At 71.8% G+C, this 14,092-nt stretch carries 12 protein-coding genes; 8 read left to right on the plus strand and 4 right to left on the minus strand.

The features are described 5' to 3' along the window. Window positions 1-67: 67 nt before the first annotated feature. Window positions 68-943, minus strand: a complete 876-nt coding sequence (locus tag ACKUU6_RS23200; RefSeq protein ID WP_407990484.1) for a M56 family metallopeptidase — start codon at window positions 941-943, stop codon at window positions 68-70. Further along, window positions 940-1,323 (minus strand): BlaI/MecI/CopY family transcriptional regulator, encoded by a 384-nt coding sequence (locus tag ACKUU6_RS23205; protein ID WP_407990485.1) that lies wholly within the window; start codon window positions 1,321-1,323, stop codon window positions 940-942. The genes ACKUU6_RS23200 and ACKUU6_RS23205 overlap by 4 nt, the downstream gene beginning before the upstream one ends. 97 nt (window positions 1,324-1,420) lie before the next feature. Here ACKUU6_RS23205 and ACKUU6_RS23210 point away from each other — a divergent pair, with 97 nt between their 5' ends. Next, complete coding sequence (locus ACKUU6_RS23210; protein ID WP_407990486.1) at window positions 1,421-1,900, plus strand: hypothetical protein; 480 nt, start codon at window positions 1,421-1,423, stop codon at window positions 1,898-1,900. Between the two features lie 385 nt (window positions 1,901-2,285). After that, window positions 2,286-4,073 (plus strand): glycosyl hydrolase family 18 protein, encoded by a 1,788-nt coding sequence (locus tag ACKUU6_RS23215; RefSeq protein ID WP_407990487.1) that lies wholly within the window; start codon window positions 2,286-2,288, stop codon window positions 4,071-4,073. Window positions 4,074-4,150: 77 nt separating this feature from the next. Here the strand turns inward: ACKUU6_RS23215 and ACKUU6_RS23220 are convergent, their stop codons facing one another. Further along, window positions 4,151-4,711, minus strand: a complete 561-nt coding sequence (locus tag ACKUU6_RS23220; protein WP_407990488.1) for a MarR family winged helix-turn-helix transcriptional regulator — start codon at window positions 4,709-4,711, stop codon at window positions 4,151-4,153. A gap of 122 nt (window positions 4,712-4,833) precedes the next feature. On the opposite strand from ACKUU6_RS23220, the gene ACKUU6_RS23225 reads away from it, so the two are divergent. The 5 genes from ACKUU6_RS23225 to ACKUU6_RS23245 all read left to right on the plus strand — a co-directional run bounded on the left by ACKUU6_RS23225 (window position 4,834) and on the right by ACKUU6_RS23245 (window position 10,758). Continuing rightward, window positions 4,834-6,129, plus strand: a complete 1,296-nt coding sequence (locus tag ACKUU6_RS23225; RefSeq protein ID WP_407990489.1) for an MFS transporter — start codon at window positions 4,834-4,836, stop codon at window positions 6,127-6,129. Window positions 6,130-6,220: 91 nt separating this feature from the next. Then, window positions 6,221-7,594 carry an FAD-binding oxidoreductase gene (locus ACKUU6_RS23230; protein WP_407990490.1) on the plus strand — a complete coding sequence of 458 codons (1,374 nt, stop codon included), beginning with the start codon at window positions 6,221-6,223 and terminating at the stop codon, window positions 7,592-7,594. Between the two features lie 74 nt (window positions 7,595-7,668). Continuing rightward, window positions 7,669-9,207 carry a dolichyl-phosphate-mannose--protein mannosyltransferase gene (locus ACKUU6_RS23235; protein ID WP_407990491.1) on the plus strand — a complete coding sequence of 513 codons (1,539 nt, stop codon included), beginning with the start codon at window positions 7,669-7,671 and terminating at the stop codon, window positions 9,205-9,207. After that, window positions 9,207-9,950 carry an ABC transporter permease gene (locus ACKUU6_RS23240; RefSeq protein WP_407992207.1) on the plus strand — a complete coding sequence of 248 codons (744 nt, stop codon included), beginning with the start codon at window positions 9,207-9,209 and terminating at the stop codon, window positions 9,948-9,950. The genes ACKUU6_RS23235 and ACKUU6_RS23240 overlap by 1 nt, the downstream gene beginning before the upstream one ends. A 223-nt stretch (window positions 9,951-10,173) precedes the next feature. Then, a complete protein-coding gene (locus ACKUU6_RS23245) occupies window positions 10,174-10,758 on the plus strand; it encodes a TMEM165/GDT1 family protein (protein ID WP_407990492.1) in 585 nt (194 codons plus the stop codon). A 36-nt stretch (window positions 10,759-10,794) separates the two neighbouring features. On the opposite strand, the gene ACKUU6_RS23250 is transcribed toward ACKUU6_RS23245, so the two are convergent. Beyond that, entirely contained in the window at window positions 10,795-11,784 is a 990-nt protein-coding gene (locus ACKUU6_RS23250; RefSeq protein ID WP_407990493.1) for a peptidoglycan-binding domain-containing protein, read from the minus strand. A 250-nt stretch (window positions 11,785-12,034) separates the two neighbouring features. Here ACKUU6_RS23250 and ACKUU6_RS23255 point away from each other — a divergent pair, with 250 nt between their 5' ends. Further along, window positions 12,035-14,086, plus strand: a complete 2,052-nt coding sequence (locus ACKUU6_RS23255; RefSeq protein WP_407990494.1) for an MFS transporter — start codon at window positions 12,035-12,037, stop codon at window positions 14,084-14,086. Window positions 14,087-14,092: the final 6 nt, after the last annotated feature.

Genomic DNA, 14,092 nt, shown 5'->3' on the forward strand with positions numbered 1-14,092 from the left:
ACTAATCTCCTAAGGAAATTAGTACTACGGTTGCCGACAGGGCAAGTCCTGGAGGCTCCAGGCCGGGTCAGGCCAGGTGCGGCAGGCAGACCAGCAGCAGCGGCAGCCCGGCCAGCACCGCCGGGACGGTCGCGGTGAGGGCCAGCAGCGGGCGCGGGGCGGGGCGGTGGTCCGCGAGGCGTTCGATCCTGGCCAGGGCCTGGTGACCTGCGGTCAGCGCGGTGGTGGGAGCCAGGCCGCCGGCCACCACGCCCATCGCGGTGGCCAGGGCCCGGCGGCTGTGGCCGCGCAGGGCCCGGTCGTCGGCCGCCATCTCCAGCAGGGTGCGGACCTCGCCCGACACCAGCCGGCCGAGCGGCAGCGGCGCGAAGGTGCCGGCCAGCGCCTCGGCGGCGCAGGCGGCCAGGTGGTGACGGCCGGTCAGGTGGGCCCGTTCGTGCGCCAGGGCGGCGGCCAGCTGCGGCGGGGTGAGCGCGGCCAGCGCGCCCCGGCTGACCACGATCCGGGAGCGGCGGCCCGGTAGGCAGTAGATGGTGGGCGTCGGGTGGTCCAGCAGCAGGGCGCCGGGCACCCGGCCGCGATGGGCCGCCAGGTCGAGCAGCGCGCGGTGCCGACGGCGTCCCCGGCGGGCGCCGCCCAGGCTGTGCAGCAGCCGGGCGGCCGGGTAGAGCAGCACCAGGGCGGCTGCCGCCGGGGCGGTGCCGGAGACCGCTTCGGGGGAGAGGCCGCACAGGTGCAGCAGCCCGGCGTGGTGATGGGGTGCCGGATCGATCAGCTGACGGACGGTCAGTGCCACCGAGCCGGTCGCGGAGAGCCCGAGCGCGAGCCAGGTGAACACGCCGAGCAGCGGTGCCCGCCTGGTCCACCGCGCTCCCGCCAGCAGCGGCGGCAGTGCGACGGCGGTCAGCAGGGCCCAGAGCCCGAGCAGCGCGGCGGCGCTCACCGCTCGCCCGTCCGCTCCGAGGCGTCCAGGGCGGCCAGCGCCCGGCGCAGGGCGGCGACCTCGTCGGTACTGATCTGCTCGACGAAGTGGGCCAGCGCGGCCGGAGTGTCGGAGGTGGAGCCGAGCGCCTCCTGCATCAGCGTGGCGGTGTACGAGTCGCGGCTGCGCGCCGGTTCGTACACCCAGGCGCGGCCCGCCTTGTGACGGTTCAGCAGGCCCTTGGTGTGCAGGATCCCGGCCACCGTCATCACGGTGGTGTAGGCGACCGGCCGTTTGGCGTTGAGGTCGTCGACGACCTCCCGGACGGTGGCCGGGCGGCCCCAGCTCCAGAGTCGGTCCATGATTTCGGCTTCGAGTTCGCCGAGACTGCGTACCACCATGCGGCCAATCGTAGTCACCCGCTTGCCGCGCCCTGGTGGCCCCGGGGGCACCGCCCCCGAAGGGTGGGGGCAGGATCCGGACGAGCGGAGGTCGCTGATGCGTCGGTTGGTCGTGGCTGCGGTGGTGGCGGGTGGACTGGTGCTGACCGGCTGTTCCTCGGACGGGGGCTCGCTCCCCTCGTCGGTCCAGTCGGGCGCGTCCGCGCTCGCCTCGGCGGCGAACAGCCTGGCGTCCGTGGCCTCCTCGGCCGCCGCGTCGGCGGAGGCCGCCGCCTCCTCGGCGCTGGCGAGCGTCAAGGGCGGCCTGGATGCCAAGGGCGACGTCACGGTCGGCGGTGTGGTGACCGACTCCGACGGCAAGGTCAGCGTCCCGGTCACGGTCACCAACAGGACCTCGCAGCCCTACAAGTACACGATCCAGATCAGCTTCGAGGACGGCTCCGGCAAGCTCCTGGACGCCGCCGTGCTCACCGTCCCCGAGGTCGCGGCAGCCGGCACGGCCGAGGCCACCGCCAAGAGCAACCGGAAGCTGGACGGAACGGTCACCGCCAAGGTGGGCAGCGCGCTGCGGTACTGACCGGCACTCACGTGCGGGAGACCGTACGTCGAGGCCGGGCTCCCGCAGTCGCGACTTCGATGTGACGGAGATCGACCGGAAGTAGTCGGACCTCTCAAGCCGGCCCCGCCGCTGCGGGGCCGGCTTTCGCTGTTCAGGGCTGTGTCGAACCTTAACGGGAGCTCAAGGCGCAAGGCCGGGTCTTGACGGGGGAGTTGGTCTAGTCCATTTTTATGGCCAGGTGCAGGGAGCCCCCGGCCGGCTGTGGTGGTCCAGACCTCCCGTGCCGGTTCGGCATCCCCGCTGCTCGACCTCCACTGACGTGCCTCTCCGGTTGTGCGGCCCCACACCGTGCGTCCGGTCCGACGTGGCCCGGCAGTTCCCCCACGACCTGGAGGGTCACGACATGACTCGAGTTTCCCCGGCGCCGACGCACCGTCGGCGTCCGAAGGGCCTGGCCGCGCTCGCGGTCGGTACCGCGGCCTCGCTGCTGCTGGGTGCCGGTCTCGCGCTGAGTGCGGGCACCACGGCCTCGGCGGCGGCCGGCAACACCACGGGCGCTCCGGCGACCAGTGGTGGCATCAAGGTCGCGTACTTCGACCAGTGGTCGATCTACGGCAACGCGTACTACCCGAAGACCGTCCAGGACACCGGCGTCGCCAAGAGCCTGGACTACATGATCTACTCCTTCGCCAACATCCACCCGACCAACCTCTCGTGTTTCGAGGCCACCAAGGCCGCGTCCCAGGACGAGAGCAACGGCAGCGCGGGTGACGGCGCGGGCGACGCGTTCGCCGACTACCAGAAGACCTTCGACGCGAACACCGCGGTCGACGGTGTGGCGGACGCCTGGGGCCAGCCGATCGCGGGCAACTTCAACCAGCTGAAGAAGCTGAAGGCGAAGAACCCCAACCTCAAGGTGCTGCTCTCGATCGGTGGTTGGACCTACTCCAAGTACTTCTCCGACGCGGCGGCCACGGACGCCTCGCGGAAGAAGCTGGTCTCCTCCTGCATCGACATGTTCATCAAGGGCAACCTGCCGGTGGACGCGGGCTACGGCGGCGCCGGTACGGGTGCGGGGATCTTCGACGGTATCGACATCGACTGGGAGTACCCGGGCGGCGGCGGCCACGTCGGCAACCACGAGAGCGCGAGCGACAAGCAGAACTACACGCTGCTGCTGAAGGAGTTCCGCACCCAGCTCGACGCCCAGGGCGTCACCGACAAGAAGACGTACGCCCTCTCGGCGGCGGTCGGCGCGGGCCAGGACAAGATCAAGAACATCGAGACGGACAAGGTCGGCCAGTACCTGACCTTCCTCGACGTGATGACCTACGACATGCACGGTGCGTGGGACGCCCAGGGCCCGACCAACCACCAGGCCCCGCTGTACTCCGGCCCCAAGGACCCGATGACCCCGGTCAGGCCGGGTACGGGCAAGTACTCGATCGACGCGGCCATCAAGGCCTGGACCGTCGGTGACGCCGAGTACGGCATCGCCGGTGGCTTCCCCGCCAAGAAGATCAACATGGGTGTCCCGTTCTACTACCGCGGCTGGACCGGTGTCCCCAACAACGGTGTGAACGGCCTGTTCCAGAGCGCGACCGGTCCCGCCGCCGGTGCCGCGATGTCCGGCAACGTGCCCGGCATCCAGATGTACAAGGAGCTCGCGGGCTTCGTCGACAACCCGGCCAAGACCTTCTGGGACGACACCGCGAAGACCACGTACTTCTACGACGGCTCCACCTTCTGGACCGGTGAGGACGCCCGCTCGATCCAGGCCAAGGTCGACTACGCGCACTGCAACGGTCTGGGCGGCTCGTTCGCCTTCTCGCTGTACGACCTGGGCACCAAGACCACGCTGTTCGACAAGATGGTCGAGGCCACCAACGGCTCCGCCGCCAACTGCCCGGCTGCGCCGACCAGTTCGCCGTCGCCGAGCCAGTCGGCCAGCCCGTCCGCCTCGGCCTCCCCGAGCCCGTCGACGAGCACCTCGGCCAGCCCGTCGGCCAGCCCCACCGTCCCGTCCAACGCCTGTGCCGTCTCCTGGAGCACCGGTGCGGTCTACGCGACCGCCGGCACCAAGGTCTCCTGGAAGGGCCACAACTACACCAACAAGTGGTGGACCACCGGCGAGGACCCCTCGCTGAGCGGTCAGTGGGGTGTCTGGACGGACAACGGCGCCTGCGCCTGACGAGCTGACGACCTGACCGACCGATCCACTTCGCCCCGCCGGGCTCCGACCGGCGGGGCGAAGTCGTGTCCGGCCCGTCAGGCCAGGTCGTCGGTGCGGCCGAGGGCGTCCGGCTGGCTCTCCTCGATCCGGCGGAGCATCCGGCCGAGCTGCTCGGAGAGGGCCGGGCGCTCGGTCGGGGTGATGTCCTGGAGCAGCTCTTCCTCGAAGACCGCGGCCATCCGCATCGACTCCAGCCACTTGGCCCGGCCGTTGGCGGTCAGCTCGATGATCACCCGGACCCGGTTGGCCTCGTCCCGCTCGCGGGTGACCAGGTCCTCGGCCACCATCCGGTCGATCCGGTGGGTCATCGCGGCCGGGGTCAGCCCGAGGCGCTTGGCCAGCTCGCCGGGGCCGAGCTGGTACGGGCTGCCCGCGACCACCAGGGCCTTGAGCACCTCCCACTCGGCGGATGTGATTCCCAGCACGGTGAGCTGCCGCCCGTAGGCGACGCTCATCCGTCGGGCGACCCGGGAGAGGGTGGACACGATGGTCTCCACCTGGGGGTCGACCAGGGGGAATTCCCGCTGGTAGGCGGCCACCTGCTCGGCGATGGCCAGCTCGCCGGGGTCGGATGACGCGGGTCTCGGGGTGCTCATGCTCCTCATCCTCCCATGGACTGATGCAGGGATTAAGGCTTTGACAGCGAAGGCTTGCTGTCCTTAGAGTTTAGCTCTGAAATCTTCCGAGCTTAAAAGTATCCAGTGAAAGGGTGTGCACGGTGACCGGCACGGTGAAGCAGCAGGGCAGGCGTCTCGGGGCGGGAGGTCCGCTGCGCCGCGTCCAGATCGGGAACGCGCTCAGCGCGTTCGGCAGCGGCTTCACGATGCCGTACATGTTCGTCTACGTGGACCAGGTGCGTGGCCTGGGCTCGCTGGCCGCCGGGATGGTCTTCACCGTCTTCGCGCTGGCCGCGCTCGCGGTGCTCCCGTTCACCGGCCGGGGCATCGACCGGTACGGGCCGCGCCCGGTGCTGCTGGTCGGTGCCGCGCTGGCGGCCGCCGGTGCCTTCGCGTTCGGTCACGCCACCGGTACGCCGGCGCTGCTGGTCTCCTCGTTCCTGTTCGGCGCCGGGGTGACGACCTGTCAGCCTGCCCTGGCCACGATGATCGTGCGCTGCTCCACCCGGGCCACCCGCTCGCGGGCGTTCGCGCTCCAGTTCACCCTGATCAACCTGGGGATGGGCATCGGCGCGCTGGTCGGCGGGCAGATCGTGGACGTCGCCGACCCGGCCAGCCTGACCCGGCTGTTCACCATCGAGGCGCTCACCTTCCTCGGCCTGGCCCTGGTCACCGGCACCGCCCGGATCCCGGCCGCCGCCCCCGTCCTGGTGTCCGCGACCGGCCCGACCGGGCTGCGCGCGCTGGTCGCCGACAAGGCGATGCTGCGGCTCTGCCTGCTCGCCGGGCTGATCTTCTTCACCTGCTACGGCCAGTTCGAGTCCGGTGTGGCGGCCTTCGCCACCGACACCGTCGGCACCGCGCCGTCCACCCTGGGCCTGGCCATCGGCGCCAACGCGCTGACCATCGTAGTGCTGCAGATGTTCATGGTGAAGCTCACCGAGCGCCGCCGCCGCACCACCGCGATGGCCGCCGCCGGACTGGTCTGGCTCGGCGCCTGGACGATGGCCCTGGTGGCCGGGCTGGTCCGCTCCGAGGCGCTGGTCGCCACCGTCGCGATCGTGGCCGTCTACGCCCTGTTCGGTGTCGGCGAGTCGCTGCTCGCGCCGACCCTCGGCCCGATCGTCGCGGACCTGGCCCCGGCCCGGCTGCTCGGCACCTACAACTCCGGCTACGCGCTGGTCAAGCAGATCGCCATCGCGGTCGGCCCGGCCGTCGGCGTGCTGCTGGTCGGCTCCGGCACCTGGCCGGTCTACCTCGCCGCGATGGCGGCCTGCACGCTGCTCATCACGGTCCTCGCGGTCCGCCTGCGGCGGCATCTGACGCCGGCTCAGGACAACGCGGGCCCGGCCGTCCCGGTGCTGGTACCGCACCGCGAGCTGGAGACGGCGGCCTGAGGCGCCCGGCGCGTAGTGCGTCGGGCGCAGGAGGTCTACGCTCGGAACTGCGCGAAGCGCGCCGGAGCGGCCCTGGAGAAGGGCGGACACCATGGCTGCCGCACTGCACTCCACCTTGCTGACCGACCTGCGGGCCGGATTCGCCGGAGAGGTCCTCGCGCCGGGAGACGGCGGGTACGACCAGGCGCGGGTGGTCTTCAACGCCATGATCGACCGCCACCCGCAGCTGATCGCCCAGTGCGAGAGCCCGGCGGACGTGGCGGCGGCGATCGCCTTCGGCCGGGAACAGGAGCTGGAGCTCGCGGTCCGGGCCGGCGGCCACGCGGTCTCGGGAGCCTCGGTCAACGACGGCCTGGTGGTCGACCTCCGGCGGATGAACTCCGTCGTGGTCGACCCGGAGGCCCGGGTGGCCCGGGTCGGCGGCGGCGCCCTCATGACCGACCTGGACCGCGCCACCCAGCCGTACGGCCTCGCCACCACCGGCGGCCGTGACTCCAGCACCGGCGTGGCCGGGCTCACCCTCGGCGGTGGCTCCGGCTGGCTGGAGCGGAAGTACGGACTGACCTGCGACAACCTGCTCTCGGTGCAGCTGGTGACCGCCGACGGCGAGCAGCTGACGGTGGACGAGGACCGGCACCCCGAACTCTTCTGGGCCCTGCACGGCGGGGGCGGCAACTTCGGAGTGGCCACCGAGTTCACCTTCCGGCTGCACCAGGTGCCGTCCGTCAGCATCGCCATGCTGCTCTGGCCCCCGGAGGCCGCGCCGACCGTGCTGCCGCACTACACGGACTTCATGGCGACCGCGCCCGAGGAGGTCGGCGGTGGTTTCGTCTACTTCACCGGCCCCCCGGAGGACTTCGTCCCGCCCGGCCTGGTCGGCCGGCTCGCGGCGGCCGTGCTGCTCACCTACACCGGTGGGGAGGCGGAGGCCCGCGAGGTGTTCCGGCCGATGCTGGGGTACGGGCACGCCGGCGGGATGATCGCCGAGCTCCCGTACGCGGAGCTCCAGTGCATGCTGGACGACCCGCCCGGCGAGCGGAACTACTGGTCGGCCGAGTACCTGGAGGAGTTCCCCGCCCCGGCCGCCGAGCGGTTCTGCGCCCGGGCCGCCGACATGGTCGTCCCCTCCGCCTCGATGCACGCGCTCTTCCCGATGGGCGGCGCGGCGGCCCGGGGTGAGGACTTCCCGGTGCCCTGGCGGGCCGCGCCCTGGGTGGTGCACCCCTTCGGCGTCTGGGCCGACCCGGCCGACGACGCCCGGGGCAGGCAGTGGGCGCACGACGTCTGCGCGGACCTCAAGCCCTGGTCGATCGGCGCCGTGTACCTGAACTTCATCGGCGACGAGGGCGCGGAGCGGGTCGCGGCCGGGCTGGGCACCGGCAACGCCCGGCGGCTGGCGGCGGTCAAGTCGGCGTACGACCCGGAGAACCTCTTCCACCTGAACCACAACATCGTCCCGGCCTGAGCCCCCGTCACCGTTAGGATTCCCGACAAAGGCCACAAAGCTGTCGGGCAATCAGGCGATGAATCGGCGAGGTCATGACGCAAGCGGTGATGGGCGGGACCGTCGTCGAGGAAGAGGTGCCGACCCGGCCCTGGGTGGTCCGGCGGGCCGACTGGCTGGGGCCGTTGGCGGTGGCGCTGTTCGCGGGGTTGCTGAGGTTCTGGGACCTCGCCCACCCGAACGCCTTCGTCTTCGACGAGACGTACTACCCGAAGGACGCCTGGTCGCTGCTCCGGCAGGGCTACGAGGGCGTCTGGCCCTCGAACGCCAACGAACAGGTCCTGGCCGTGCCGCAGCTGGTGCCGCTCGGCCCGGCGCCCGAGTTCGTGGCGCACCCGCCGGTCGGCAAGTGGGTGATCTCGCTGGGCGAGTGGGCGTACGGGCTGCACCCGTTCGGCTGGCGGGTGGTGGTCGCGCTGCTGGGCACCGTGACCGTGCTGATGCTGGCCAGGATCGGGCGGCGGCTGTTCGGCTCGACGCTGCTCGGTTGCGTGGCCGCGCTCCTGCTCGCGGTGGACGGACTGCACCTGGTGATGAGCCGGGTCGGGCTGCTCGACGGCGTGCTGATGTTCTTCGTGCTGGCCGCCTTCGGCTGCCTGCTGGTGGACCGGGACCACGCCCGGCGCCGGCTGTCCGCGGCGCGGGCGGAGGGCGGCCGGGCCGGTGACCGGGTCCGGCTCGGCCTGCGCCCCTGGCGCCTGGCGGCCGGACTGTTGCTCGGGCTGGCCTGCGGGACCAAGTGGAACGGCGTGCCGGTGCTGGCGGCCTTCGGGCTGCTGACCGTCCTGTGGGACCGGGCGGGCCGCCGCTGGGCCGGTGCGTACCGGCCGTGGCGGAGCATGCTGCGCCGGGACGCGCCGGGCGCCTTCCTCTCGCTGGTCGGCGTCGCGGCCGTGGTCTACCCGCTCACCTGGGCCGGCTGGTTCCTCACCCGCGGCGGCTACGACCGGCAGTGGGCCGACGGCCGGTCAGGGTGGCTGCCCGCGCCGGTGAGCAGCTGGTGGCATTACCAGTCGCAGATGTGGGACTTCAACACCGGCCTCAGTGACCCGCACACCTACCAGTCCGGCGCCTGGAGCTGGCTGGTCCAGGCCCGCCCGGTCAGCATGTACTGGCAGCAGGTGCCGACCGGGCAGCAGGGCTGCACCGCGCCGGGCGGCTGCGCCTCCCAGATCCTCGCGCTCGGTACGCCGCTGCTCTGGTGGACGGCCTGCTTCGCGCTGCTGTACGCGTTCTGGCGGTGGTTCTTCCGGCGGGACTGGCGCTCGGGCGCGGTGCTCTGCGCGGTGGCCGGGATCTACCTGCCGTGGTTCCGCTACCTGGACCGGACCACGTTCTCGTTCTACATGGTGGTGCTGGTGCCGTTCCTCTGTCTGGCGGTGGCCCAGATGCTGGGGGCGATGCTCGGGCCGCCCGGCTGCTCGGCGGAGCGGCGGCGGTGGGGTGCGGCGGGCGCCGGTCTGATCGTGCTGGCGATCGTCGGCTGCTTCGCGTTCTTCCAACCGCTGTACACGGCGGAGGTGATCCCGATGTCGTCCTGGCAGGACCGGATGTGGTTCACCACCTGGATCTGATGTCCGCCCGGCAGCTGCTGCCGGTCGGCCCCGGCCTGTGGGCGGCCACCGCGCTGCTGCTGGCGGCCGGGGCGGCGGTGGCCGGGTGGGGCCTGCTCGGGCACGGCCGGGCGGTGCTGCGGGCCGGGGTGCGGGCGGCCGTCCAGCTGGCGGTGGTGGCGCTGGTGATCGCCTGGGTGGTCGGGTCGATGTGGACCTCGGCGCTGTTCGTGCTGGTGATGTTCACGGTCGCGGTGCGGACGGCCGGGCGGCGGATGACGGCCGGTCCCGGCTGGTGGTGGGCGGCGGTGCCGATCGGCGTCGGAGTGTTGCCGGTGCTGGCCCTGCTGCTCGGCTCCCGGCTGCTGCCCTGGCAGGGCCTGTCGGTGATCCCGGTCGCGGGCATCCTGATCGGCGGTGCGCTGACTGCCACCTCGCTGGCCGGACGGCGGGCGCTGGACGAGCTGCGGCAGCGCCGGGGCGAGGTGGAGGCGGCGCTCGCGCTCGGTCTGGAGGACCGCGACGCCCGGCTGGAGATCTGCCGGACGGCCGCCGCCACCTCGCTGCTGCCGGCCCTCGACCAGACCAGGACGGTGGGCCTGGTCACCCTGCCCGGGGCGTTCGTCGGCATGCTGCTGGGCGGGGCGAGTCCGGTCGAGGCCGGGACGGTGCAGCTGTTCGTGCTGGTCGCGCTGCTGCTGGTGGAGGCGGTGGCGGTCGTCCTGGTGCTGGAGCTGGTCGGTCGCGGCGCGGTCGACGGGTAGACTCGGTGGCTGTTGAAGGGGAGTAGCCCTCCACCGGAGCGTCGACATACTGGCCTGCGCCTTGCGCGCGGGCCCGGTGCCCGGGACATCCGCAGGCTTGCGGGTGTCGGCGAGACCTTCGGCCGCAGTGCTGTGATCATTTACCAGTGCTGTCGGGCCGGAGTGTCCCCTGACGGGTCGTCACCGGCCGGGCAGCCCGTCCCGATGAAGGGCCCTCTCTCCGATGAGTCTGACCATTGCCGCGATCACCTTCGGCATCGTCTTCCTGGCCGAACTCCCCGACAAGACCGCACTCGCCAGCCTGGTGCTCGGCACCCGCTACAGGGCGAGCTACGTCTTCGCCGGGATCGCGGCCGCCTTCGCCCTCCAGGTCGGTCTGGCGCTGGCGGCCGGCAGCCTGCTGGCGCTGCTGCCGCAGCGCTGGGTGGAGGGGGTCACCGGCGTGCTGTTCCTGGCGGGCGCGGTGATGCTGCTCTGGCCCAAGGGTGACGAGGAGGAGGGCGGCGAGGCCAAGCAGCCGTCCTCGGACACCTTCTGGAAGGTCGCGGGCGCCAGCTTCCTGGTGGTGGCGGTGGCCGAGTTCGGCGACCTGACCCAGATCATGACGGCCAACCTGGCGGCAAAGTACGCCGACCCGGTCTCGGTCGGCCTCGGCGCCTGGCTGGCGCTCTGCGCGGTGAGCGGGATCGCGATCCTGGGCGGCCAGAAGCTGCTGCAGTACGTGCCGATGAAGGTGATCGTGCGGGTGGCGGCCGGGATCATGCTGCTGATGGCGGCCTTCAGCCTGTTCAAGGCGATCACCGGCTGACCGGCGTCGGTCGGTCGAGGGTCCGGCCGACCGGGGTCAGTCGGTCACCGCCTCCAGGGCCTCCCGGGTGACCGGTCCGTAGACGCCGCGCGGTTCCTCGCGGGAGGAGATGCCGTAGTAGGTCTGGAAGTCGCTGACGGCGCTCTCGGTCTTCGTGTCGAAGGTGCCGGTGATCAGCGACTTCTTGTACTGCCAGGACAGGACCGCCACCAGGCGGCGCTGCATGTCCTTGACGTCCTCGCCCTGGGAGTTGAGGGCGAGGGTCCGCGGTCCGGTCGGCGTGGGGGAGGCGGAGGTCGGGGTGGGGGTGGGCGTGGGTGTCGGTGTGGGCGGTGCGGTCGACGGTGCCGTGGGGGTGGGCAGCGCGGAGGTGGCCGAGGGGCTGGGCTTCGGCTTGGCGCTGCTGCGGCTCGCGGACGGGGAGGGGCTGTCCGACGGGGTCGGCGACTGGACGACGGCCACCGCCGGGGGCGACACGGTGGGCTGGTAGCTGCTGACCGGGACGGGCAGCGCCCGGTCGTGGTCCACCTTGTCGTCGGCGGGTGAGAGCACCAGGGCCAGACCCGCGCCGAGGGCGGCGACGCCGACCCCGGCCGCGACGATGACGGTCCGTCGGCGGCCGGCCGAGACCTGCTCCTGGACCCGCCGTTCGGCCCGGCCGCCGGGCGCCGGTTCACCCGGGGCGGGGCGGAAGCCGAAGACGCCGAGGTCCGGCGTCGGGGCCGGCTCGGGGGTCCACTGGGGCGGGGTCGGCACCAGTTGCAGGTCGGGTACGGCCGGCGGCTGCGGTGGCACGGCGGGCAGACCGGTCGGCGGGACGGGTGGCATCAGCTGGGTGGCGAAGGCGTCCGGCGGCACCACCTGGGTGGCGAACGGGTCGTCCACCGTCGACGGGCCTCCGACGTACGGCCGGACCAGCTCGGGAGAGTCGATCGGCGGCAGGACGGCGGTGGCCTCCGGGGAGGCACAGGAGGGACAGCCGTCACCTCCGACGGTCCCGCAGACGGGGCAGCGTGCTCCCGACATGGGCCGGTCCTCCTCGGTGACGGTGACGAATGGGACCTGATTATGCAGCAGGTTCCGGTGGTGAAACAGGCGCCCGGTGGGGCTTGTCCGGATTGGTGGTGATACCGGACATGTGAAGGATCGATGATCCCCAGGCGTACGGATGGCGCAAGCAGCTGACGGCATATCGGACATAACTGACTTATGGTGAGACTGAACGATCATCAGTCCGGGTGCCGCGCAGGCCCCGTCGTCCCACCGAGGAGCAGGAATGGCGGAGGCCACCGCGCCGGAGGGTGTCGAGGACGAGCAGCGCCCCGAGGTGACGGTCCACAGGCTCTGGGTACCGATCGGCGCACTGCTGCTGGCCATGCTGCTGGCCGCGCTCGATCAGACCATCGTCTCCACCGCGCTGCCCACCATCGTGAGCGACCTCGGCGGCCTGGAGCACCTCTCCTGGGTGGTCACGGCGTACCTGCTGGCCTCCACGGCGGCCACCCCCCTCTGGGGCAAGCTCGGCGACATGTACGGCCGCAAGCGGCTGTTCCAGACCTCCATCGTGATCTTCCTGATCGGCTCCGCGCTCTGCGGACTCTCGCAGAACATGGGGGAGTTGATCGCCTTCCGGGCTCTCCAGGGCCTCGGCGGCGGTGGCCTGATGGTGCTGTCGCAGGCGATCGTCGGCGATCTGGTGGCGCCCCGGGAACGGGGCAAGTACCAGGGTCTGTTCGGCGCCGTCTTCGGGGTCACCAGCGTGCTCGGGCCGCTGCTCGGCGGCGTCTTCGTGGACAACCTGAGCTGGCGGTGGGTGTTCTACGTCAACCTGCCGATCGGGATCGTCGCGCTGCTGGTGATCGCGGCGGTGCTGCACGGCAGCGAGGTCAGGCGCGAGCACACCATCGACTACCTCGGCACCTTCCTGATCGCCTCGGTCGCCACCTGCCTGGTGCTGATGACCTCGCTCGGCGGGGTGACCTGGCCGTGGGGCTCCTGGAAGATCATCGGGCTCGGGGTGCTGGGCCTGGTCCTGCTGGGGTTCTTCGTCGCGGTGGAGCGCCGGGCGGTCGAACCGGTGCTGCCGCTCAAGCTGTTCCGCTCCCGCACCTTCAGCCTGGTCGCGGTGATCTCCTTCGTGGTCGGCTTCGCGATGTTCGGCGCGCTGACCTACCTGCCGACCTTCCTCCAGGTGGTCATGCAGGTCTCGCCGACCATGTCCGGCATCCACATGCTGCCCATGGTGCTCGGCATGCTGTTGACCTCCATCGGCTCCGGCCAGATCGTCGCCAGGACCGGCCACTACCGGGTCTTCCCGATCGCGGGCACCGCTGTGACCACCGTCGGCCTGCTGCTGCTCTCCCGGTTGACCGAGCACAGCTCCACCACCGAGATGAGCCTGTACTTCCTGGTCTTCGGGCTCGGGCTCGGCCTGGTGATGCAGGTGCTGGTGCTGATCGTGCAGAACTCGGTCGGGTACCAGGACCTCGGGGTGGCCACCGCCGGGGTCACCTTCTTCCGTTCGATCGGCGCCGCCTTCGGCGTCTCGATCTTCGGTACCGTCTTCGCCCGCGGCCTGAACCGCCGGCTCGCCGAGGACCTGGCGGGGACTCAGCTCCCGCCCGGCTTCCGGCCCGACAGCATCGCCCAGGACCCCCGGTCGATCGGCACCCTGCCCGCCTCCGCGCAGGCCGGGATCTACCACGCGTACGCGGAGTCGATCACCCAGGTGTTCCTGTACGCGGTGCCGATCGTGCTGGTCGCCTTCGTGCTCTCGCTCTTCCTGCGCGAGCAGCCGCTGCGCTCGACCGTCACCGCCCCCGACCTCAGTGAGTCGATCGGCCTCAACCCGGTGCAGCGCTCCTCGCTGGACGAGATCGCCCGCGCGCTCGCGGTGCTCGGCACCCGGGACGCCCGCCGCGACCTGTTCCGCCGGATCACCGCCGAGGCCGGGCTCGACCTGCTGCCCGCCTCCAGCTGGCTGATCCTGCAGATGCAGCGGCACGGTTCGGCGGCCCCCGCCGAACTGGCCGAGCACCGGGTGGTCCCGATCGCCGTGATCGAGGAGGCCACCCGGGAGGTCGAGGGCCGGGGGCTGGCCGTCCGCGACGGCCTGCGGCTGCGGCTCACCGAACCGGGCCGGGCGGTGGCCGTCCGGCTGGTCGCCGCCCGCCGGGCCCAACTCGCCCAACTGCTCGGCGACTACGACGAGCAGCAGTACGGCGAACTGGCCGACCTGCTCACCCGCCTCAGCTCCCAGCTGGGCGGTGCCCGCCCCGACCGCAGCGGCCCGGAGGACCGCCAGATCGGGGAGGGGCGGACGTACTGACCGCCA

Origin of the sequence: Kitasatospora sp. CMC57, from assembly GCF_045866025.2 — a bacterium.
GTDB lineage: Bacteria > Actinomycetota > Actinomycetes > Streptomycetales > Streptomycetaceae > Kitasatospora.